This window comes from Bordetella tumbae, assembly GCF_054780995.1.
Genome location: NZ_BAAGVG010000018.1, coordinates 593,054 through 613,968 on the forward strand (window position 1 = coordinate 593,054; position 20,915 = coordinate 613,968).

Consider the following 20,915-nt stretch of genomic DNA (forward strand, 5'->3'; position numbering starts at 1 on the left):
GCCCGACTAGCAGGTATCAGCTGGGCATTCTCGCTAAACGTTCCGCCGCCTGCTCCATTCCATCTCGTATTGCTGTAAATACGTCCTCGGGAAATTCGGCTGGCAGATCGTTTGCGGCAGTGTCAAGAATGCCAGGCAATTGATCCAGCACTGCTGTGATCACGTCTTCCATATTGGGACCCCAACCACACAGCGCAGCTGTGTGGTTGAAGTGCCTTCGTTGTATGTCTCGCAATCGGTAATGTGTGTTTTTACCCTTTACTGCCATCGCCAGGCGTAAACGGTTGGCATCTAGTTTGTTCGGCCCTTTTCCTGTCACTGGCCAGGCCGACAGCACATCATAGAGCGGGGTCAAGCGATACCGAGCGCCAGGAAGCAAGAAGATAGAGAAATTCTTGGCGTGTCCGTCAGTCGCCGCCATTAACCAAAAGAGTAATTGTGCTGTCAACAGGACACGCAGATCGTGTTTGCTAGTTTCCGACTGTTGTAGAAGACGAGCGATTTGAATAATCCCAGGGCCTCCGTCAGACTCATATTTTGCATCGGCTGGTGTCCCTGTTGCCTGGCAAAAATCCTCTTGTGGCATTCGTAACCAATAGCCTTGCCCAGACATGTGACGATCAAAGCGCTCGACGATCAAGACTTTCTGGTCTTCGAAATGAGCGATATCGCACCCAGCTACCGGCAAGCCGAACCGTCGCAAGATATTGGCGCACAACCATTCATTTTCCACCGATGTCCGCATGTCCGCCTGGCGATTCCCCACCAAGCCCAAGGGCAGTTTGAATATATGCGTCGTTGGTGTGGCGCCCAATGGCCGGCACCATTGTCCCTGATGCCGGAGTAATGCGGTCTTTTCCTGAGCCCCCGCAATAGAAATCCGAAAATCTTCGTCTGAGTCGTCGTGTTGTCCTATCGCAGTGGGCATAGCCGCTGTCAATCGCAATAAGTTGGCGATTTGCGCATCGTCCAATATTTCTGCTTCGATCGTCTGGACGTTTTCGGGTGTTTGACCTTCGGGCAATAGCTGAACGGCGCCTACGCAATCACGTCCTATTTCTGCCAGTAGGTCAAAAGCTGTTGTGCTCAGGGTGTGAAACCGCTTCTGTATCCGGCGTCGAATGGCGTCGCTGTCGGGCAGCAAATTGTCAAAGTAGTTGCGCACCATCGCACCACGTAGCGGTGCGTTATCGAGTGTGAACGGCATGGATAGCGACAAAGGCCGCCCCTGTGGGGAAGCGATCCAGTGTGGATCGTAGGTCAGCGTGTCATTGCCGTTCGTGGGCAATTGCCATTGCCCCACCCGCAGTCCATTCGCCCAGATGTTCAGACGGCGGGTACTAGATTGGCGTGCCATGACTACCACTCACTCGAACTGGGCGCGGTCTGCGTACGTTCTTGTAGCGTCAGCTCGATTCCCAACACGCCCGTTATGGCCAGCAAGCGATCAACAGTTAATTGGCCGGGTTGACTCTCGAGTTCGGAAAGCCTGTTTTGGCTAATGTTCAATCTCGCCGCAACGTCGGCTTGCGTCAGTCCCAGCGCCTTGCGACGGGCGATGAGTATCATACCGATCTGCTCACTGGTGGAAAGCTTGTGCATGAGAACAAATATCGAGGTTGCCGATATTTCTACTGTATCGGTAATCTCGATATTTGGCAATTATCGGTATTGGCGATAATTTAAAAATATCGACAATATCGATATTTACCAGTGGCGTTTCTTCAGTCAGATGCAGAATTGCACATCAAAAACATAGTTTGATGCGTAATTCTGCATCTTAGACATGCAATAGCGTCGGCTTGAGGCGTAGTGGATTGCACGGCCACTACCGTCAGCCAGCTAAATCACACCCAGCAACATGCTCCGCAATCGCGCGGCCGATGTCTTCGGTCCGCGCGTCGCCGCCCAGGTCCGGCGTACGCGGCCCTGATTTCAAGCAGTCTTCAATCGCACGCAAGATGGCATCGTGGGCGTCGTCACTGCCCAGGAATTGCAGCATCAACGCACCTGACCAGATCATGGCGATGGGGTTGGCGATGCCTTTGCCATAGATGTCTGGCGCGGATCCATGCACGGGTTCGAACAGTGAAGGGAACTTGCGTTCCGGGTTCAGGTTCGCCGACGGTGCGATGCCGATCGTGCCTGCGCAGGCAGGGCCCAAGTCCGACAGGATGTCGCCAAACAGATTCGATGCCACCACCACGTCAAAGCGCTGTGGCTGCAGCACAAAGCGTGCTGCCAGGATATCGATGTGCTGCTTGTCTACCGTGACATCCGGATAGTTCGCCGACATCGCATTGGCGCGGCCATCCCACCAGGGCATGCTGACGGCAATGCCGTTACTCTTCGTGGCGACCGTCAGGTGTTTGCGCTCGCGGCTTTGGGCCAGATCGAATGCATAGCGCAGCACGCGATCCGTACCGTGGCGCGTGAATACCGATTCCTGGATCACAATCTCGCGATCGGTGTCGGGGAACAGGCAGCCGCCCAGATTGGTGTATTCACCCTCGGTGTTTTCGCGCACGATATAGAAATCGATGTCGCCTGCCTTGCGGCCGGCCAAGGGGCAAGGTACGCCATCAAACAAGCGTACATGGCGCAGATTGATGTACTGATCGAACTCGCGCCGGAATTTCAGCAGCGATCCCCACAACGAGACATGATCGGGCACCGTTGCGGGCCAGCCCACCGCGCCAAAGAAAATCGCGTCGAATTCCTGCAACTGTGCTTTCCAGTCTGCCGGCATCATTTCGCCATGCTTTTCGTAGTAGTCGCAGTTGGCCCAGTCGAAATGGACGATCTCTAGCGGCAGGCCGAAACGTTTGGCGGCGGCGTCGACGACGCGCAGGCCTTCGGGCAGGACTTCGTTGCCGATGCCGTCACCGGCAATGGCGGCGATTTTGAATGATTGGGTCATGAGGGCGGGCTCGATAAAGGTAGGGAAGCAGGCCCCATGGTAGAAGGTGCACGAAGTATCTACAATGGGCCATATTGTGAAATTAATATGCACGAATCATGAATAATGATGTTCTGCCCGCTGATCTGCGCGTCTTCTGTGCTGTCGTGCGTTCGTCCAGTTTCTCTGCCGCCGCCGCAGGCCTGGGTATGTCACCGGCCTATGTCACCAAGCGGATCCGGGTGCTGGAGGAGGCGCTGGCAACGTCGCTGTTTCATCGCACCACCCGCCGCGTGGTGACTAGCGAAGCGGGCGAGCGCATCTACCACTGGGCGCAGCGCATTCTGGATGACGTCGACCATTTGATCGAAGAGGTAGGCGTGACCCGCGGCGAGCCCCAGGGTTCGTTGCGAGTGTGCAGCAGTTTCGGGTTCGGGCGGCGCGTGGTCGCGCCTGCGTTATCCGCATTCTCGGCACAGCATCCCTCGGTCCAAGTGCACCTGGAGGCGTTTGACCGATTGATCGATGTCGCGGCAGAGGGCTACGACCTGGACGTCCGTGTGGGCGACGAGATCGCTCCACATCTGATTGCGCGGCCTTTGGCTGACAATCATCGCGTGCTGTGCGCCTCGCCTGCGTACCTGCAAACCCATGGTACGCCCAAAAATCTGGATGACCTGGCCGCACACGATTGTCTCGTGATCAAAGAGCGCGATCATCCCTTTGGGGTGTGGCGGCTACAGCGGGGACGTCGCGAACACACAGTAAAGGTGCACGGCCCCTTGTCGACCAATAATGGCGAAATGGCGGTGAACTGGGCCGTGGACGGGCGCGGCATTATCCTGCGTTCGACCTGGGACGTGAATCCGCTGATCGAGCAAGGGCGTTTGGTGCATGTGCTGCCGCAGTATCGACAACAGGCCAATATCTGGGCAGTGTATCCGTCGCGGCTGAACGCCTCGGCCAAGGTGCGGGTATGCGTGGAGTTTTTGGAGACCTATCTGCGAGAGCAGGGGATATCAGGCCGGTAGCTCTCGGTATTCGTTAAGATACGGCCCGTTCTTTGACGACGCGATTCCTGCTTGACCGATCGGGACAATACCGGACAGAGTCCGACGCCCTGAATGAGCAGGGCGAGATGGCCTCGGCAGTGGTTCAGCAAGCCGGTTGTCCTTATTGGAGTTGCGCTCGATAGACACGGGTGCGTGGATGCGATCTTGATGTCGCATGGTCAATTTAGCAAGCGTCATGCACGCACGGCATATCTACAATGGGATATCGATTTCCCGCGACTGTAGGCGATCCCCGCCATGCGGGCTTCAGCTTGAGGACGACATGAAGATTTGCGTATTCGGCGCAGGTGCGGTCGGCAGCAATGTGGCAGTGCGACTCGCTAGTGCAGGGGTGGGAGAGGTAAGTATCGTGGCGCGGGGCCCGCATTTGGCGGCCATCCGTTCGCATGGTTTGTCCTTGCGCCATATCGATGGAGAGCAATGGCATGCCCATTTTGATCATGCCACTGACGACCCGGCGACGCTGCCGCCCCAGGATATCGTGCTCGTCGCGCTAAAGGCCGCGAGTGTGCCTGCACAGGCTGACGCATTGCGCCAGCTATTGGCGCCTGATGGTGTCGTCGCGTTTCTATCGAATGGCATTCCTTGGTGGTGGAACTATGGTTGGAACAAGGGGGAGGGGGCGCTGCCGTTGCTCGACCCTGATGGTGCACTGTGGAATCGTCTAGGCCCAGAGCGTGCGCTGGGGACGGTGATCTATTCCGCCAACGAGGTCGAGGCGCCCGGGCGGGCGTTGCATCGCGGCGTGAATCGCTATATTTTCGGCGAGCCGGATGGCAGTTTGCCGGGACGGGCGGGCAGGCTTGCCGAACTGTTCAGCAGCGCTGGACTGGGTGGCGAGACCACTGCCGATATCCGCTACGAGATATGGCGCAAGCTGTTGCGTAACGCGGTTGGCAGTCCGTTTTGTGCGTTGACGAGGCTCGCATCGGCCCATTGCTCTCAAATTCCAGGCTTGCCTGACATTCAGCGCGGGTTGGCGTTAGAGGTCGCCAACATTGCACGTACGCTTGGATCCCCGATTACGGATGATCACGCTCTAGGAGCAGTGAGCACGCAATTGGCATCCAATGGCCGACCCTCGATGCTGCAAGACGTGCTGTTGGGCAGACGGATCGAGGCGGATGCACTATTGGGGCAACCACAGCAGTTCGCACGAGAACTGGGCCTTGCGTCCCCATATCTGGACACCGTGGTGGCGCTATTGCGGGGCGTGGATCAGGCGCTCGCACTGGGCGCGCAGAAATAGCCAAAAATACATTACCGTTTGTTCATGATTTGTGCGATGCGATAGGTCGAAGAAACCTGATTCTCCTATGAAATCTAATATTTCATGAGCTGGCTCAGGCCGTAAAAAATCTAACCATTTATTCATAAACCAGCAGACTTTCAAGCCCACCCACAGCTAAAATCGGCCGCGTGATGTTCCCCGCAGGGGTTATTCGGTACGCATGAAAGAGATCGCTGTTTATATTCGCAGCCGGGACAAATTCGGTGATCAGATCGCCTCGTTCCCAGCGCTTTATCAATTAAAGCAATGGTGGCCACAGGCCACGCTGCGGGTGGTTGGGCAGCATGCGGTGTCTGGCTACTATTTGCCCTTGCCGTGGGTGGACGAGTTCGTGCAGGTCGATAGCCTGTATGCGGCCGCACGCGCAATGCCGTGGCGGGCGGACATGACAGTGTGTCTGCACCATACCAGCGAGCGCTACGCCATCGTCAATATGCTGCGCATGCCCAAAGTACGGTTGGGCTTCCAGAATAACCGTTTGCTCGATTTCATCTGGACGCATGGCTGGCGTAAAGACATCAACGAATACATCGGCCTGGCTAATTTATCTCTTTTAGGTACTTATCGTGCCGTGCAGCCTGAAATCACTGCACGCGATTGTTTTGCGAGCATCGCTGCATCGGCTCCGCAGCCTGGCGTTTCAGCGGATATCGTGCTGATTCCAGGCGGCGGTGATGGTGAGTTCAAGCGTTGGGGCGTGGATAACTTCGTCGCGCTGGCTGACCTGCTCAAGGCTACGTTAGGGGCGGATACCCGCTTCAGCTTCGTTCTGGGCCCTGCCGAGGCTGCCGAGCAGGCTGCTCTTCATGCATTGAATCGGCCGGATTTTCAACTCGTCGTCGGTTGTACCGTGCCGGAATTAGCGGCGCTGATGCTCAACGCACGGCTGATCGTCGCCAATGACTGCGGCCCGTCGCACATCGGGCAGGGCGTATGCGTGCCTTATGTCGGTGTATTCAACGAAGCCAACCCCGAGTGGTTCTGGGCACGATCCTATACCGAGGCCGTGTATCCTGAGCCGGGAAGTGTCGGCATTCAATTGGTATCGCCGGGCCAGGTGGCCGCGGCGTGTTTTCGAGTGTTGCACACGCCGCGTCCGCTTTGGCTCAGTGGTCAGGAGAGCCGCACGGCGGGACCCGCCGGTACTCTCGAGGCTGGGTCAGTGCTGCGAGACCGTGTCGCGGCCTGATTTACGCACCAGGCGCCAGAGCAGGGATATCAGCGGCCAGAACAGCATGATCAGCGCCAGCGTTGTGATCGTCCCGACCAAGCCGTTGGACCAGAACACATGCAGGCCGGTGCCTGGGCCCAGCATGGACTGCCGGAAAGCGTCCTCCATGCGATCGCCCAGAACCAGCGCCAGAATCATGGGCGCCAGCGGGTACGACAGCTTTTTCAGCACATAGCCTATTACCCCGAACAGCAGCATGAACCACACATCGAGCATGGCGTTATTGACCGAATACGCGCCAATTGCACATACGACGATGATGATGGGAGCGACGATGGCAAAGGGGATGCGCAGTATCGCGGCAAACAGCGGTACCGTGCTCAGCACGATGATCAGGCCCACGAAATTGCCGAGATACATGCTGGCGATCAAGCCCCAGACGAAATCTTTTTGTTCGGTAAAGAGCAGCGGGCCGGGCTGCAGGCCCCAGATCATCAAGCCTCCCAATAGCACTGCCGCCGTGGCCGAACCCGGAATGCCCAATGCCAGCATGGGCAGCAAGGCGGATGTACCCGATGCGTGAGCGGCTGTCTCGGGCGCAATGACGCCCTCGATTTCGCCGGTGCCGAATTTATGGCCGTTGCGCGAAAACCGCTGAGCTAATCCATAGCCCATGAATGATGCTGCCGTGGCACCGCCCGGCGTCACGCCCATCCAGCAGCCGACTAGCGTGCTGCGTATCAGCGTCATCCAGTATTTGGGCATTTCCTTCCAGGTTTGCAGCACTACCTTGAGATTGATGCGGCCGCTTTTGCCCTCGAATTTCAGGCCTTCTTCCATGCTGACCAGAATTTCGCCGATACCGAAAAGTCCGATCACGACGACCAGAAAATCCACTCCGCGCAGCAATTCCGACCAGCCGAACGTCATGCGCAACTCGCCGCTGACAGTGTCCATGCCTATTGCTGCCAAACCAAAACCCAACATCATGGAAATGATGGTCTTGAATGGTGTCTTCTTGTCCGTGCCCACAAAACTGCAGAAGGTCAGCAGGAATACCGCAAAGAATTCCGGTGGGCCAAAGCGCAAGGCGAATTTGGACACTAGGGGCGCCAGAAAGGTGATCAACAGCACCCCTGACAGCGCGCCCACAAACGAACCGGTGAACGACGCGGTCAGTGCATTGCCGGCACGGCCCTGTTGCGCCAGGGGATAGCCATCGAAGGTGGTGGCCACCGAAGACGTTTCCCCTGGGATGTTGAAGAGAATCGACGTAATCGCGCCTGCGAATAACGATCCCCAATAAATACACGACAGCATGATGATGGCTGAGGTGGGCGGCATGGTAAAGGTCAGCGGCAGCAGGATCGCCACGCCGTTCGGTCCGCCCAGGCCGGGCAGCACGCCGATGATGACGCCTAGCACCAGGCCGATGAACATCATGCCCAGGTTGTACCAGCTGAGCACTGTAGAAAAGCCATGGAATAACGCGGTCAGTTCATCCACTTGAGGTCTCCTGTTCCTGGTTTCAGTAGCCGAACAAGGCTTCTAGCGGGCCTTTAGGCAGGGGAACCATGAACTGAACTTCGAACATCCAGAACAGCACCGCGTTTACGCCAACGCTGACCAGTATCGTCTTGAGCCAGCTGATCTTGCCGAGCAATCGCATGAAGGCAGCGATGAACAGCACCGACGCCACATAAATCCCCACCATTTGAATAAACAGAACGTACAAGGCAGTTGGCAGCAGTACCAGCAGCACCAGGCGGAATCGCGCCCAGCTGACAAAGATTTCCTGATTACGGTGCTTGCCGAACATTGCCTTCAGGAACACCGCAACACTGGCAATGCAGATGATGAGCCCGATGTGAAACGGGAAGTACCCAGACTCAGGTCCGTCAGCGGCCCAGGTGATACCTATGCGGTAGTTATCCACCATCATGACTACGCCCACGGCAAAAAATACGACCGCGGTGATTGCGTCGACGGCACTATGCGACAGCCCGCCTCCCGACGGGCTCCCCTGTGTTTGCGGTTGATCCATCCTGATTCCTCGGGCTTATTTCTTGGCGGCTAGACCGGCTTCTTGCATCAAGGCTTTGTGCTTGGCCTCGTCCTGCTCCAGGAATTTCACGAAGTCTTCGCCGGTCCGGTAGTCACCCTTGAGCGCCTGTTTGGCCAGGTAGTCCTTCCATTCGGGTGTCTCGCTGACTTTCTTGAGGAGGTCGGCGTAGTACGCGGCCTGTTCGGCCGTGCTGTCCGGCGGCAGGAAGAACGCGCGCAGCATCTGATATTGCACGTCGTAGCCGGCTTCTTTGCAGGTCGGGATATCGGCCCAGGATTGGGTCTTGGTGACCTTTTCGGTGTAGACCATGCGCTTGTCAGAGAACACGCACAAGGCATTGACCTGGTCCGCACGCCACTGCGCAATGTTTTCGCTGGGGTTGTTTACGTTGGACTCGGTATGCTTGCCCACGAGCTGCGTGGCGGCTTCACCGCCGCTTTTGTAGGGGACGTAGGTGAACTTTACGCCGGCGGCTTTTTCCAGCGCTACGGTGATGATCTGATCTTCGCGCTTGGCGCCTGTGCCTCCCATTTTGAACTGTCCGGGAGGCGCTGCTTTAACGGCCTTCAGATAATCGGCAGCGGTTTTGTAGGGTGCTTCGGCATTGGTCCACAACAGAAATTCATCCTGCGCAATCATGGCCACGGGTGTCAGGTCGCGCCAATTGAAAGGCAGGTTCACCGCGAGAGGTAGGGTGTAGATGGCTGAAAACGCCACCATCAGCTTGTGTGGATTCTTGGGAGAAGCCTTGGTATCCATGATGCCTTCGGCTCTGCTGGCACCGCCTTTGTTCAGCACCAGCGTGGTCTGCTTCATCAGCTTGTGCTTGAGAATGATGCTCTGAATCGTGCGCGCCATTTGATCGGACGCACCGCCCGCACCTGCAGGCACGATGATTTCCACAGGACGCGTGGGTTCCCATGCGTGAGCGGGTAGCGCAGAGAGGCTGGCCAGCGCGCCCAGCGATGCGATGAAAAGCGATGTTTTGGCCAGTCGAGGCCGAGCGGTATTTGCCGCTGGTACGGCGTGGGAATATGGCGTTGATGGTCTGTGAGTCAGGTGCTTCATGATGTCTCCTCCGGGTCGTACCACGGGAGCGTCCTGTGTCGGTACGCTTAGTTTGTGAGCCTTCCTGTCTGTACAGCGAGTCCTGTTGTTGTTCCCCTGTGTCGGACTTTGTATTCGATGGTGTTGCTTGACCTACTTGATTCGTGTGCCGGTGGCGCGGTCTAGGATGGGTATGCCTTGCAGGTTTGCGACAGATAATCCAGCGCTGCCTGTACACCGCCGGGCTTATGCGGCACACCGGCTTTGCTCAATCCCATTTCCACGCCGGACAGCGTGCCGCATAGCGTCAAATCATTGAAATCGCCCAGATGGCCAATACGGAAAATCTTGTCCGAAACTTTACTCAGGCCTTGGCCCAAGGACATATTGAAGTGGGTCAGCACCGTCTTGCGGAACGCATCTGCGCTATGCCCCTCTGGCATCATCACGGCCGTCAACGCCGGACTATATTCTTCAGGCTTTCGGCACAGGATCTCCAGCCCCCACGCATGCACGGCACGGCGGGTGGCTTCTCCATGCCGCTTGTGCCGCGCAAACACATTTTCCAAACCCTCGGCAAACAGCATCTGCAATGCTTCGTACAGGCCATAAAGCAAGTTGGTCGCGGGGGTGTAGGGAAAGTATCCGCTTGGATTGATCGCCAGCATTTCCTTCCAGTCCCAGTAGGAACGCAGCAGCGCAGCGGTCTCGGAGGCCTTCAAGGCCTTGGCGCTGATCGCGTTAAACGACAGTCCAGCTGGCAACATCAGCCCTTTTTGCGAGCCCGCGACTGTGACATCGACACCCCATTCGTCGTGCCGATAGTCGATCGATGCCAGGGAAGAGATCGTATCCACCATCAACAACGCAGGATGGTTGGCATCATCGATAGCTTTGCGCACTGCCGCGACATCGCTGACGACGCCGGTGGCCGTCTCGTTGTGCACTACGCATACCGCTTTGATTTCATGGCCGGTATCGGCAGCCAGGCGTTTGCCGATCTGTTCGGGATCTGCGCCATGCCGCCAATCGCCCTCCTGGAACTCCACGCGCAGCTTCAGCCTTTCTGCGACCTTTTTCCACAGCGTTGCAAAGTGGCCGGTTTCTGCCATCAAGACTTTGTCGCCGGGCGACATCGTATTGACCAACGCGGCTTCCCAACTGCCGGTGCCCGAGGCCGGGTAGATGATCACATCCGATTCGGTCTTGAATACCTTTTTCATGCCTGCCAGCACGGCTTTGCCCAGTTCGCCGAATTCCGGGCCGCGATGGTCGATGGTGGGGTTGTCGATAGCGCGCAGCACACGATCAGGCACGTTCGTCGGGCCCGGGATCTGGAGAAAATGACGGCCGGAAGGGTGGGAATGCAGTGGCAGCATGTGTAGGGCTCCTCATGAATTTGTATACAAAATACAAATCTTGGTGAAGAATACGCATCAAGACTGCGATTTCGCAAGCAAAACTTATGCGGCACCACAGCAATTTCGGGAGACACAGGGGCCAGTAAAATAGGGAACTCATCCGATCGGCCGGGCATGGCAGCGGACGGACAACGCCGATGACGTGCATGCCTCTTGAATTTGTATACAAATGAAAATCGACTCCGTGAGCCTACCTCATCATTCCTCCTCGCTGACGGCCGAGCCTGCACAGGCGCCAGAGGCCGTCGACCGACGCACGCTGCCAGCGACCATCGCCGACCGGCTGCGCGAGATGATCATCGAGGGTGAACTGGCCGCAGGTGCGCGCCTGAATGAACGAGAGCTGTGTGATCGGCTGCAGGTGTCGCGTACGCCGTTACGCGAAGCATTTCGCTTGCTCTCGGCAGAGGGGCTGGTCCGCATTCAGCCTAATCGTGGCGCGCATGTGGTGGCCTTGTCCGAGAAGGACATCCGGGAAAGCTTTGAAGTCATGGGTGCGCTCGAGGCATTATCCGGCGAATTGGCCTGCCAGCACATCACCGAGCAGGAAATCGCAGAGATCCGGGCGCTGACTTTTGAAATGCAGGCCTGTCATGCCAGGCAGAATCTGTCGTCGTACTACCACGTCAATCGTGCGATTCACGACCGCATCAATGCCGCGGGCCAGAATCATCTGCTGTCGCAGGTCTATCAGAACATCAACCTGCGCCTGCAGAACCTGCGCTTTCGCTCCAATCTGAACCATGAAAAATGGGACAGGGCCATGCGCGAGCACCTGGAAATGGTCGATGCGCTGGCGTCACGCGATGGTCCCCGACTCGCGCAGATCATGCGCGACCATTTACGACGCAAAGGCGAGGCCGTCCTCGAGAGTCTGAGGCTGCACGCCGATACCTTGAGCACTACCCATAACGCGGATATCCCTGACGACCCAGGCGAATCCTGATATCCCTCAATCGATCTGATGCAGGACAACCATGAACGCGCCGTTATCCTCACAAGCACAAGCCGAATTGAATCCATTGCATCTAGAGCTGGCCGCTCGCCTGCGTCGTGAAACACAAGGTGAGGTGTTGTTCGAGCGTGGCCCACGTGGACGCTATTCCACCGATGCGTCCATCTATCAGATCGAACCCGTTGGCGTGTTGATTCCCAGGACAAGCGCAGACGCCGCAACAGCGCTGAACGTGTGCCGTGAGCTGTCTGTACCGGTGCTGGCGCGCGGTGCTGGTACCTCGCAATGTGGCCAGACTGTCGGGGCGGCACTGGTCATTGACAACAGTAAATATCTCAATCGCGTCCTCGATTTCAATCTGGCTGCCATGACTGTCACGGTAGAGCCGGGTATCGTGCTGGATCATCTCAATGCATGGCTGAAGCCGCATGGTGTGTGGTTTCCGGTGGATGTCAGCACGTCGGCCCAGTGCACACTGGGTGGCATGGCAGGCAACAATTCCTGTGGTTCGAGATCGATCGCCTACGGCAACATGGTGCATAACGTGCTGAGCATCGATGCATTGTTGTTGGACGGCACGGCGGCGACTTTTACTGACGCCAGCCGCATGGGCAATGCGCCGCCTCGCATACAGGCCCTCATGGAAACGCTGCAGGATATCGCTGCCCGCGAGCGCGACGAGATCGAGCGCATGGTGCCCGACGTGTTGCGCCGCGTGGGCGGCTATAACCTGGATATTTTTCATCCGCAGAGTTCGCGCCCCTATACGGCCGATGGCCAGGTCAATCTCGCCCATATGCTGGTGGGCAGTGAAGGTACGCTGGCCTATACCCGAAGCATCACGCTCAAGTTGTCGCCTTTGCCCGCCGCCAAAGCGCTGGGCGTGGTCAATTTCCCCACCTTTTATCAGGCCATGGATTCGGCCCGTCACATCGTGGGGCTAGGTCCGTGCGCGGTGGAGTTGGTCGACAAAACCATGATCGACCTGGCCCGCAGCAACCCCGCGTTTCGCCCTGTCATCGAGAAAGCGCTGATCGGTGAGCCCGAAGCCATTCTGCTGGTCGAATTCGCAGGCGAATCGCAGGATGAGCAATTGGCCAGCCTGGCAAAGCTGGTCGAGTTGATGGGCGACCTGGGATTGCCTGGCTCGGTGGTGGAAATGCCGGAGGCAGCAGCCCAGAAGGCACTATGGGACGTCCGCAAGGCAGGGCTCAACATCATGATGAGCATGCGCGGAGACGGCAAGCCGGTTTCTTTCATCGAAGACTGTGCGGTGCCGCTGGAGCATCTGGCCGAATACACCAGTCAGTTGACCGATGTGTTTTCCAAGCACGGTACGAAAGGGACATGGTATGCGCACGCCTCTGTCGGCACGCTGCACGTCAGGCCCATTCTGGATATGCGCCGGGACGGCGCGGCAAAGATGCGCGCGATCGCCGAAGAGGCCGGAGAGCTGGTGCGACGATACAAGGGTGCCTTTTCCGGCGAGCATGGCGATGGCCTGGTGCGCAGCGAATGGGTAGCATGGCAGTTCGGACCTCAGCTCACGCGTGCGTTCGAAGCCATCAAGGATGCTTTTGATCCAGACAGGTTGATGAATCCGGGCAAGATCGTGCGCAGTACAAAGATGGACGATCGAGCCTTGTTTCGTTTCAAGCCCGACTATCGGATCATTCCGCTCACGCCCGTACTGGATTGGTCCGCCTGGAACGTGAGCAACGATCCTGCCTCGGAAACTGTCGGCGATCCCGGCACGGGCGGTGATCCCGCTCAGGGCTTGGCCAAGGCAGTGGAGATGTGCAACAACAACGGGCATTGCCGCAAGTTCGACGCGGGCACCATGTGCCCCAGCTATCGCGTCACACGCGACGAACAGCACCTGACCCGCGGCCGCGCCAACACGTTGCGACTGGCGCTGTCAGGCCAACTCGGAGAGGATGCATTGACCTCTGATGAGATGCGCGCCACCATGGATCTGTGCGTCAGTTGCAAAGGCTGCAAGCGCGACTGTCCCACCGGCATCGACATGGCGCGCATGAAAATCGAATTCATGAGCCAATGGCGTCAAAAACGAGGGCTGGCGCTGAAAGACAAACTCATTGCCACGCTGCCGCGCTGGGCGCCTTGGGCCGCCCGTTTTTCGTTCTTGTTTAATCTGCGCAACACCTTGCCGGGGGCGGCCTGGCTATCCGAGCGCCTGTTGGGATTTTCATCAAAGCGGACGCTGCCGACCTGGCGCAATGACGTTTTCACCGATCGGTCTACGTCGGTCGATGCAGACACGGCCGACGTCGTGCTGTTTGCCGATACGTTTAACAACTACTTTGAATCCGAGAACGCCCATGCGGCGCTCGCCGTCCTGCAAGCCGCTGGCTGTCGGGTCTACGTCGCAAGTCCTGCGGCGAACGACGCCGAACCCGATCGTCCATTATGTTGCGGCCGGACCTATCTGTCGGCAGGCATGGTCGATCAAGCGAAAGCCGAAGCACGTCGTGTGGTGAATGCCCTGCAGCCGTTCGTCGCACGGGGCGTACCCATCGTTGGCCTGGAACCCTCCTGTCTGCTGTCGCTGCGCGATGAATTTTTGGTGATGGGCTTGGGTGCTGATGCCCAGGCACTGTCTCGGCAAGCCTATCTGTTCGAAGAATTCCTGGCCAACGAACTGAAGGCTGGCCGCCTCGACCTGAAACTGAATCCCTTGCCGGAAAAACGTGCATTGCTGCACGGCCATTGTCACCAAAAGGCCTTCGACGCCGTCAAACCTGTCCAGCAGATACTGGCGCTGATACCAGGGTTAAAGGTGGAATTGATCGAGTCGAGTTGTTGCGGTATGGCGGGCAGCTTTGGCTACGAGGCGTCGCACTACGAGACTTCCATGAAAATGGCCGAGCTGTCGTTGTTGCCTGCTGTGCGTAAGGCGGGCGCTGACACGTTGCTGGTTGCGGATGGCACCAGTTGTCGTCATCAGATTGCCGATGGCACTCAAAAGGAAGGCGGCCTGCGGGCTGAGCATGTAGCATGCGTATTGCAGAGGGCATTGGCTGCACCTTGACCGAGTCAGTCACATCCCGGCTTCTGTCGTACTTTTCTCAGGAATTTCAAAATTTACGGAAATTTTAGGGAAAGCCAAGGCGTCTTAACGGCGTCTTTACAACCAAGTTCTTACACTGAAAGTGATCGATGCAGTTAATCGATAGATCCATTTCGCTGACAAGATATGGTTGCCCTGAGAAAAATGCTGCCCCGAAACGTAATGTCAGAGTCCCGGCCACGCCCGCGTCCCCCGCAGGGCAGCCCGAGTGCCGGCAAAGTGTTTATTTTCATTCGCGTGGATTCGAGATATGCGCTACTGGCGCATCATGAGTTGAGCCGATGTCACGTGTCATCGATCGACATAGATTCCGCCGACACCGTTTGTCATTCTCAAAGCATCACCTATCGAGTTGGCCTGCATGGCCAATTTATCGACGAGCTCATGTGCGGGGTAATGGAACATATTCCTGCAGCGCAGTTCGGCAGGATAATCATCGACCCTTCGGAGCTGCCGGAATGTTGACTGCGAATAAGGAGGCGGCGCTGACTGATACGAGCGTCAATTTCGATGGGCTGTGGTTACCACTGATCACCCCTTTCCGCGACGGCCAACTAGATATTCCCGCTGTGCAGTCGCTGGCCTGCTATTGCTCGGCGTCCGGAATCTCTGGTCTTGTCCTGTTTGGTTCCACAGGCGAGGGTAATCTGATTACGCTGGACGAAAAGTCCCGTATTGTGAGTGCGGTACGAGAGGCGGCGCCGCAGATGCCTATCGTTCTAGGCGCGGGTGCCGTCGATACGCGAACGATGTGTCTAGGTATTCGGAAGCTGGATAGATTAAAGCCGGATGGATGGCTCGTTCCTCCGCCTTATTATCTCTGTCCCGCCGCCGACGGTATCGTATGGCACTACAAAGAAGTGGCCTGGGCGACAAAACGGCCAATCATTATCTACAACATCCCCAAGCGAACGGGCACGGTGCTGTCGGTCGAATTGATGGAGCATCTTTGTCAATACACCAGCTGTGTCGCTGTCAAGGAATGCGACCCTATTGTGCTTTCCGCCATGAACGCCCGTAGAAAAATCAATGCGCTCTGTGGGGAAGACATGGCCTTTTTCGATCACTGTCTGCAGGGCGGAAGTGGTGCCATTTCTGCATCTGCTCATATACGGCCGGACATATTTGTGGCGGTGATGACTCTCACAAAATTAGGTCATCATGACGACGCTGCGATGCTGTTTGCATCGTTAAAGCCGATGATCAGATTGCTGTTCCAAGAGCCGAACCCAAGTCCTATCAAACAGGTATTGGCTTCTTTAGGCGTCAGCACGAACGAGGTGCGCTTGCCGATGACGCCAGTCAGTGAGGCGTTGGCCAAGCGACTGGGGCAGGTGCTAGCGAGATTGCCGTCCACGGAGGACGTTGCTGCGCATCTGGCGCGCAGCCGGGCGGATGCGCGCCTTCAGACAGAGTAGGTTCTCGCGGGGCGGGCTTGCTCAGGCTGTTTCGGCCATGGCGACCGGTACGTATGTCGGCGCAGGGTGCATGGATCCCGTGCGCTCGAAACGGGTATGCCAGGCAAAGGCCTCCGATAACAGATGCGGTGTCTGACCGCCTCGCGCGCAGGCGCTGTCGAAATAGCGCTGGAGCTCGTCGCGATACGACGGATGCACGCAGTTGGCGATGACGGATCGGGCGCGTTCGCGCGGGGAGAGACCGCGCAAATCGGCCAGGCCGCACTCGGTCACGATGATGTCCACATCATGCTCGTTGTGGTCTACGTGGGCCACCATGGGCACGATGCTGGAAATATCGCCTTGCTTGGCCGTGGATTTCGTCACAAAAATGGCCAGACTGGCATTGCGGGCAAAGTCGCCCGACCCGCCCACGCCATTCATCATGTGGGTGCCCCCCACATGCGTGGAGTTCACGTTGCCATAGATATCGCATTCCAGCGCGGTATTGATGGCGATGACCCCCAGGCGCCGCACCAATTCAGGTGCGTTGCTGATTTCCTGCGGACGCAGTACCAGGCGCTCGCGATAGTGTTCCAGATTATTCAGAATACGGTGGTATACCGGAGTCGACACGGTAATCGACGACGCTGATGCGAAAGCCAGTTTTCCGGAGTCGAGCAGCTCTATGGCGCTGTCTTGCAGGACCTCGGAATACATGGTCAACTGCTCGAAATCGGACTCGCCAAAGCCATGCAGCACAGCGTTGGCAATAGTGCCTATGCCAGCCTGCAAAGGCAGCAACGATTTGCTCAAACGGCCCAGTTCGACTTCGTGGCGCAGGAAATTCACGATATGTGCCGAGATCGCATCAGTTTCCTCATCGGGAGGTAATGCATTGGACGGGCTGTCCGGCTCATGGGTAATGACGATGGCGGAAATGCGCTCTGGATCGACCTGGATATACGTCTGACCCATACGATCTTGAACTTGGGTCAACGACAAAGGCGCGCGGCCGGGGCGCGGACCGGGTACGTAGATGTCGTGCAGCCCCTCAATGGCTGCAGGCACAGCGACGTTCAGTTCGACGATGATGCGCTTGGCCTGCTGCACGAACGATGCAGAGTTGCCGACTGACATCGTGGGTACGATACCGCCATCTTCGGTAATCGCCGCGGCTTCGATGATGGCGACATCTACAGGCGCCAGGTGTCCGGCGCGCAATTGTTCCGCTGTCTCAGAAAGGTGCTGGTCGATGAACGCGATTTCACCGTTATTGATCTTCCGGCGCAGGGTGGTATCCACCTGAAAGGGCATGCGACGCGCTAGCGCGCCAGCCTGCGCCAATTGCTTGTCGGTATCGTGGCCGAGCGATGCACCGGTGATCAGGGTAATTTGCAGCGATTCGCGGGAGGCGCGTTCGGCGATCGCGGCCGGCACGGATTTGCAGTCTCCGGCGCGCGTAAATCCGCTCATGCCTACCGTCATACCGTCTTGTACGAGTCGCGCGGCCTCATTGGCGCTGACGATGCGTTGTTGCAGGGCAGGGTGGCGGATTCGATCGGAATGCATGCTTGTCTCCAGGCACAGGGTGCGGCCGGGGGTGTCGGGATGGGCTCGTAGCCTCAGATCCAGGACACCGTCTATCGCGGCGTTTTGAGTTGAGCTGTGCTCCCAGTTGTGTCGGGGGCACGAAGTTTTCCGCAGTATAGAAAGCATCACAAAAAATGAATAACGACTTAAAATCATAGAAATAAGTCGTTTTTTTCATGATTTGGGCTTAAGGAAACTTTGCCATGGACGTTCGCGCCCTGCGCTATTTCGTGGAGACGGTGCGTACAGCCAGCTTTACGCGGGCAGCGCAAGCCTTGTTCGTGACGCAATCCACCGTCAGCAAGATGATCCGCCAACTGGAAGACGAGGTCGGCACGCCGCTGTTGATACGCGAAGGCCACACGGCGCGTCCCACGGATACCGGCCGTATCGTCTATGAGCGGGGGCTGCACATCCTCGGTGCGATGCAGCAGCTGAACGCCGAGGTCCGCGAGGCCGTGGAGTTGCGTCGAGGCGAGTTGGTCGTGGGTATTCCACCCATGATCAATATGTTGTTTACACCGGTGGTCAAGCGCTTTCGCGAGCAGTACCCCGAGATCCGTCTCACTCTGCGCGAAGACACCGGGCAGGGCGTAGAGCGGCTGGTCGTTGCCGGTGAACTGGAGGTGGGCGCAACGGTGTTGCCTGTGTCTGACCAAGGACCATTGCAGAGCGAGCGCTTTGGCAGTTATGCGCTGTGGGCAGTAGGTCCGCCCAAGGCCAGCTGGCACGGCAAGACGGCCGTCCCTCTGGCTGCCTTGCGGGATGTTCCTTTGCTGATTCCGACCGATGATTTTGCATTGACGAGGCGGCTGCGTGCTGCCTGTCTGCAGCATGGATTCACGCCGACGATTGCCGCGCAGAGTGCGCATTGGGATTTTCTGGCGTCCATGGCCTCGGCCGATCTGGGGGTGGCCCTGCTGCCCGAGCCATTGATGCGGAAATTGAACGTCAGAGGCGTGAGTACTGCGCGCCTGGCGCGGTCAGGCGTGCAATGGGAAATCGGGCATGTCTGGGTACAGCAACGATATCTGTCGTATGCCGCGCGCGCGTGGCTGGACGTGGCGCGCGAGGTCCTCGGCGCAGGCAAGCCGCCACGAAAACGTAAATAGCCTTAGCCTGGGGAAAATCGGCTCGTGCGCCGGCTATTTCTACGGTATCAGCGAGCACACCCCATGTAAAATCAAGAAAGATTCGCGTGCCACGCGTATAAGAGAAGACTTATCCCCAATGATCATCCTCAAGAACGTGACCTTGCGTCGCGGTAGCAAAGTATTGCTCGACAAAACCTCCGTTACGCTCAATCCCGGGGAAAAAGTGGGCCTGGTTGGCCGTAACGGTGCAGGAAAATCCTCGTTATTTGCAGTACTCAACGGCACTTTGCATGAGGATAGCGGCGAGTTTTCCATTCCCACGCAATGGCGCATGTCGCAGGTCGCGCAAGACATGCCGGAAACCGAACAGAGTGCGACGGACTTCGTCGTGGAGGGCGACACCCTTCTGATGGCGGCGCAAGCCGAAGTCGCCGCCTCCGAGGCCAGCGAGGACGGCATGCGCATGGCATATGCCTACACGGCGTTGCACGACGCCGGGGCGCACGATGCGCCGGCTCGCGCGCAGGCGCTCATTTTGGGGCTGGGTTTCAGCGTGGCCGAGCTCGATCGGCCCGTAAACAGCTTTTCGGGCGGATGGCGTATGCGCCTGCAGCTGGCGCGCGCGCTGATGTGCCCGTCGGATTTGCTGCTGCTTGACGAGCCCACCAACCACTTGGACTTGGATGCCTTGGTGTGGCTGGAAGCCTGGCTCAAAAACTACGCGGGTACGATGGTGGTGATCAGCCATGATCGTGAGTTCCTCGATGCCGTCACCGGCGTCACGCTGCATATCGACCACGGAAAACTGGTGCGCTACGGTGGTAATTACAGCAAATTCGAGGACATGCGGGCAGAGCAAATGCTGCTGCAACAGGCCGCGCATGCCAAGCAGCTGGAAAAAGCCGCACATCTGCAAAAATTCATCGATCGTTTCAAAGCAAAAGCCAGCAAGGCCAAGCAGGCACAGAGCCGTGTCAAGGCGCTCGAGCGCATGGAAAAGATCGCACCTGTCCTGGCGGATGCCGAATTCCAGTTCGAATTCAAAGAGCCCTTTAGCCGGCCCAACCCTATGCTGGCCATGTCCGCGACGAGCTGTGGTTACCCGCCGCCCGCAGAGGCGTCGGCCGACGCAAAGCCCATCGTCATCGTGCAGAACATCAATCGTTCTGTGTTGGCGGGACAGCGCATCGGTATTCTGGGTGCCAACGGACAGGGCAAATCCACACTGGTGAAAACCATCGCCGGCGCATTGCAGCCGATCGCGGGCGAGATCATTACCGGAAAGGGCTTGAATATCGGTTATTTCTCACAACAAGAGTTGGATGTCTTGCGACCCGCCGATAACCCGCTGGAACACATGATCCGCCTGGTGCGCGACACACCCGCCAGCGTCCGCCCCAGCGCCATGGATTGTCGCGAACAAGGCCTGCGTAATTTCCTGGGGACCTTCAATTTCAGCGGCGATATGGTCAAGCAGCCTGTCGGCAGCATGAGCGGAGGCGAAAAAGCCCGCCTGGTCTTATGCATGATCGTCTGGCAGCGACCCAATCTGTTGCTGCTCGACGAGCCGACCAACCATCTGGATCTGGCGACTCGCGAGGCGCTGGGCGTCGCCTTGAACGAGTTCGAAGGCTCGGTGATGCTGGTCAGCCATGATCGCGCGTTACTGCGTTCCGTTTGCGACGAATTCTGGATGGTATCGCGTGGCGGGGTGACGGATTTTGACGGTGATCTGGATGATTACCAGGTTTATTTGCTGGAAGAAGCCAAGCGCCAACGAGAGGCAGCAAGCTCCCGTGCTGCTGTTTGATCTGCTGG

16 protein-coding genes are annotated in these 20,915 nt (G+C 57.7%); 8 read left to right on the forward strand and 8 right to left on the reverse strand.

Features of this window, described 5'->3' with window-relative positions; all coding sequences use genetic code 11:
* Positions 1 to 16: 16 nt before the first annotated feature.
* The 3 genes from ACYVI2_RS17565 to ACYVI2_RS17575 all read right to left on the reverse strand — a co-directional run bounded on the left by ACYVI2_RS17565 (position 17) and on the right by ACYVI2_RS17575 (position 2,920).
* Complete coding sequence (locus ACYVI2_RS17565) at positions 17 to 1,357, reverse strand: type II toxin-antitoxin system HipA family toxin (protein WP_415815903.1); 1,341 nt, start codon at positions 1,355 to 1,357, stop codon at positions 17 to 19.
* A gap of 2 nt (positions 1,358 to 1,359) precedes the next feature.
* Positions 1,360 to 1,602, reverse strand: a complete 243-nt coding sequence (locus tag ACYVI2_RS17570) for a helix-turn-helix domain-containing protein (protein ID WP_415815905.1) — start codon at positions 1,600 to 1,602, stop codon at positions 1,360 to 1,362.
* Positions 1,603 to 1,834: 232 nt separating this feature from the next.
* The gene (locus ACYVI2_RS17575; RefSeq protein WP_415815907.1) at positions 1,835 to 2,920 is read right to left on the reverse strand and encodes a tartrate dehydrogenase; all 1,086 of its coding nucleotides are present in this window, start codon (positions 2,918 to 2,920) and stop codon (positions 1,835 to 1,837) included.
* A gap of 98 nt (positions 2,921 to 3,018) precedes the next feature.
* Here ACYVI2_RS17575 and ACYVI2_RS17580 point away from each other — a divergent pair, with 98 nt between their 5' ends.
* The 3 genes from ACYVI2_RS17580 (at position 3,019) to ACYVI2_RS17590 (ending at position 6,452) form a co-directional block, all read left to right on the forward strand.
* Complete coding sequence (locus tag ACYVI2_RS17580) at positions 3,019 to 3,930, forward strand: LysR substrate-binding domain-containing protein (protein WP_415815909.1); 912 nt, start codon at positions 3,019 to 3,021, stop codon at positions 3,928 to 3,930.
* Positions 3,931 to 4,234: 304 nt separating this feature from the next.
* Entirely contained in the window at positions 4,235 to 5,221 is a 987-nt protein-coding gene (locus ACYVI2_RS17585; protein ID WP_415815911.1) for a ketopantoate reductase family protein, read from the forward strand.
* Between the two features lie 202 nt (positions 5,222 to 5,423).
* Positions 5,424 to 6,452 (forward strand): glycosyltransferase family 9 protein, encoded by a 1,029-nt coding sequence (locus tag ACYVI2_RS17590; RefSeq protein WP_415815913.1) that lies wholly within the window; start codon positions 5,424 to 5,426, stop codon positions 6,450 to 6,452.
* Here the strand turns inward: ACYVI2_RS17590 and ACYVI2_RS17595 are convergent.
* From ACYVI2_RS17595 to ACYVI2_RS17610, 4 genes are all read right to left on the reverse strand, one after another.
* A complete protein-coding gene (locus tag ACYVI2_RS17595) occupies positions 6,423 to 7,940 on the reverse strand; it encodes a tripartite tricarboxylate transporter permease (RefSeq protein ID WP_415815915.1) in 1,518 nt (505 codons plus the stop codon). The two genes, ACYVI2_RS17590 and ACYVI2_RS17595, sit on opposite strands and share 30 nt — an antisense overlap.
* 22 nt (positions 7,941 to 7,962) lie before the next feature.
* Positions 7,963 to 8,478, reverse strand: coding sequence for a tripartite tricarboxylate transporter TctB family protein (locus ACYVI2_RS17600; RefSeq protein WP_415815917.1), 516 nt, complete (start codon positions 8,476 to 8,478; stop codon positions 7,963 to 7,965).
* 15 nt (positions 8,479 to 8,493) lie between these two features.
* Positions 8,494 to 9,567: a Bug family tripartite tricarboxylate transporter substrate binding protein gene (locus ACYVI2_RS17605; protein WP_415815919.1), complete on the reverse strand. Its 1,074-nt coding sequence runs from the start codon at positions 9,565 to 9,567 to the stop codon at positions 8,494 to 8,496.
* Positions 9,568 to 9,728: 161 nt separating this feature from the next.
* Positions 9,729 to 10,925 (reverse strand): pyridoxal-phosphate-dependent aminotransferase family protein, encoded by a 1,197-nt coding sequence (locus ACYVI2_RS17610; RefSeq protein WP_415815921.1) that lies wholly within the window; start codon positions 10,923 to 10,925, stop codon positions 9,729 to 9,731.
* A 211-nt stretch (positions 10,926 to 11,136) separates the two neighbouring features.
* Here ACYVI2_RS17610 and ACYVI2_RS17615 point away from each other — a divergent pair, with 211 nt between their 5' ends.
* The 3 genes from ACYVI2_RS17615 (at position 11,137) to ACYVI2_RS17625 (ending at position 16,431) form a co-directional block, all read left to right on the forward strand.
* Positions 11,137 to 11,913 carry a GntR family transcriptional regulator gene (locus ACYVI2_RS17615; protein ID WP_415815923.1) on the forward strand — a complete coding sequence of 259 codons (777 nt, stop codon included), beginning with the start codon at positions 11,137 to 11,139 and terminating at the stop codon, positions 11,911 to 11,913.
* A gap of 31 nt (positions 11,914 to 11,944) precedes the next feature.
* A complete protein-coding gene (locus ACYVI2_RS17620; RefSeq protein WP_415815925.1) occupies positions 11,945 to 14,974 on the forward strand; it encodes an FAD-binding and (Fe-S)-binding domain-containing protein in 3,030 nt (1,009 codons plus the stop codon).
* A 497-nt stretch (positions 14,975 to 15,471) separates the two neighbouring features.
* A complete protein-coding gene (locus ACYVI2_RS17625) occupies positions 15,472 to 16,431 on the forward strand; it encodes a dihydrodipicolinate synthase family protein (protein WP_415815927.1) in 960 nt (319 codons plus the stop codon).
* 21 nt (positions 16,432 to 16,452) lie between these two features.
* Here ACYVI2_RS17625 and ACYVI2_RS17630 read toward each other — a convergent pair whose 3' ends face one another.
* The gene (locus ACYVI2_RS17630) at positions 16,453 to 17,982 is read right to left on the reverse strand and encodes an acetyl-CoA hydrolase/transferase family protein (protein WP_415815929.1); all 1,530 of its coding nucleotides are present in this window, start codon (positions 17,980 to 17,982) and stop codon (positions 16,453 to 16,455) included.
* A 224-nt stretch (positions 17,983 to 18,206) separates the two neighbouring features.
* Here ACYVI2_RS17630 and ACYVI2_RS17635 point away from each other — a divergent pair, with 224 nt between their 5' ends.
* Complete coding sequence (locus ACYVI2_RS17635) at positions 18,207 to 19,115, forward strand: LysR family transcriptional regulator (protein ID WP_415815931.1); 909 nt, start codon at positions 18,207 to 18,209, stop codon at positions 19,113 to 19,115.
* A gap of 118 nt (positions 19,116 to 19,233) precedes the next feature.
* A complete protein-coding gene (locus ACYVI2_RS17640) occupies positions 19,234 to 20,907 on the forward strand; it encodes an ABC-F family ATP-binding cassette domain-containing protein (RefSeq protein ID WP_415815933.1) in 1,674 nt (557 codons plus the stop codon).
* Positions 20,908 to 20,915: the final 8 nt, after the last annotated feature.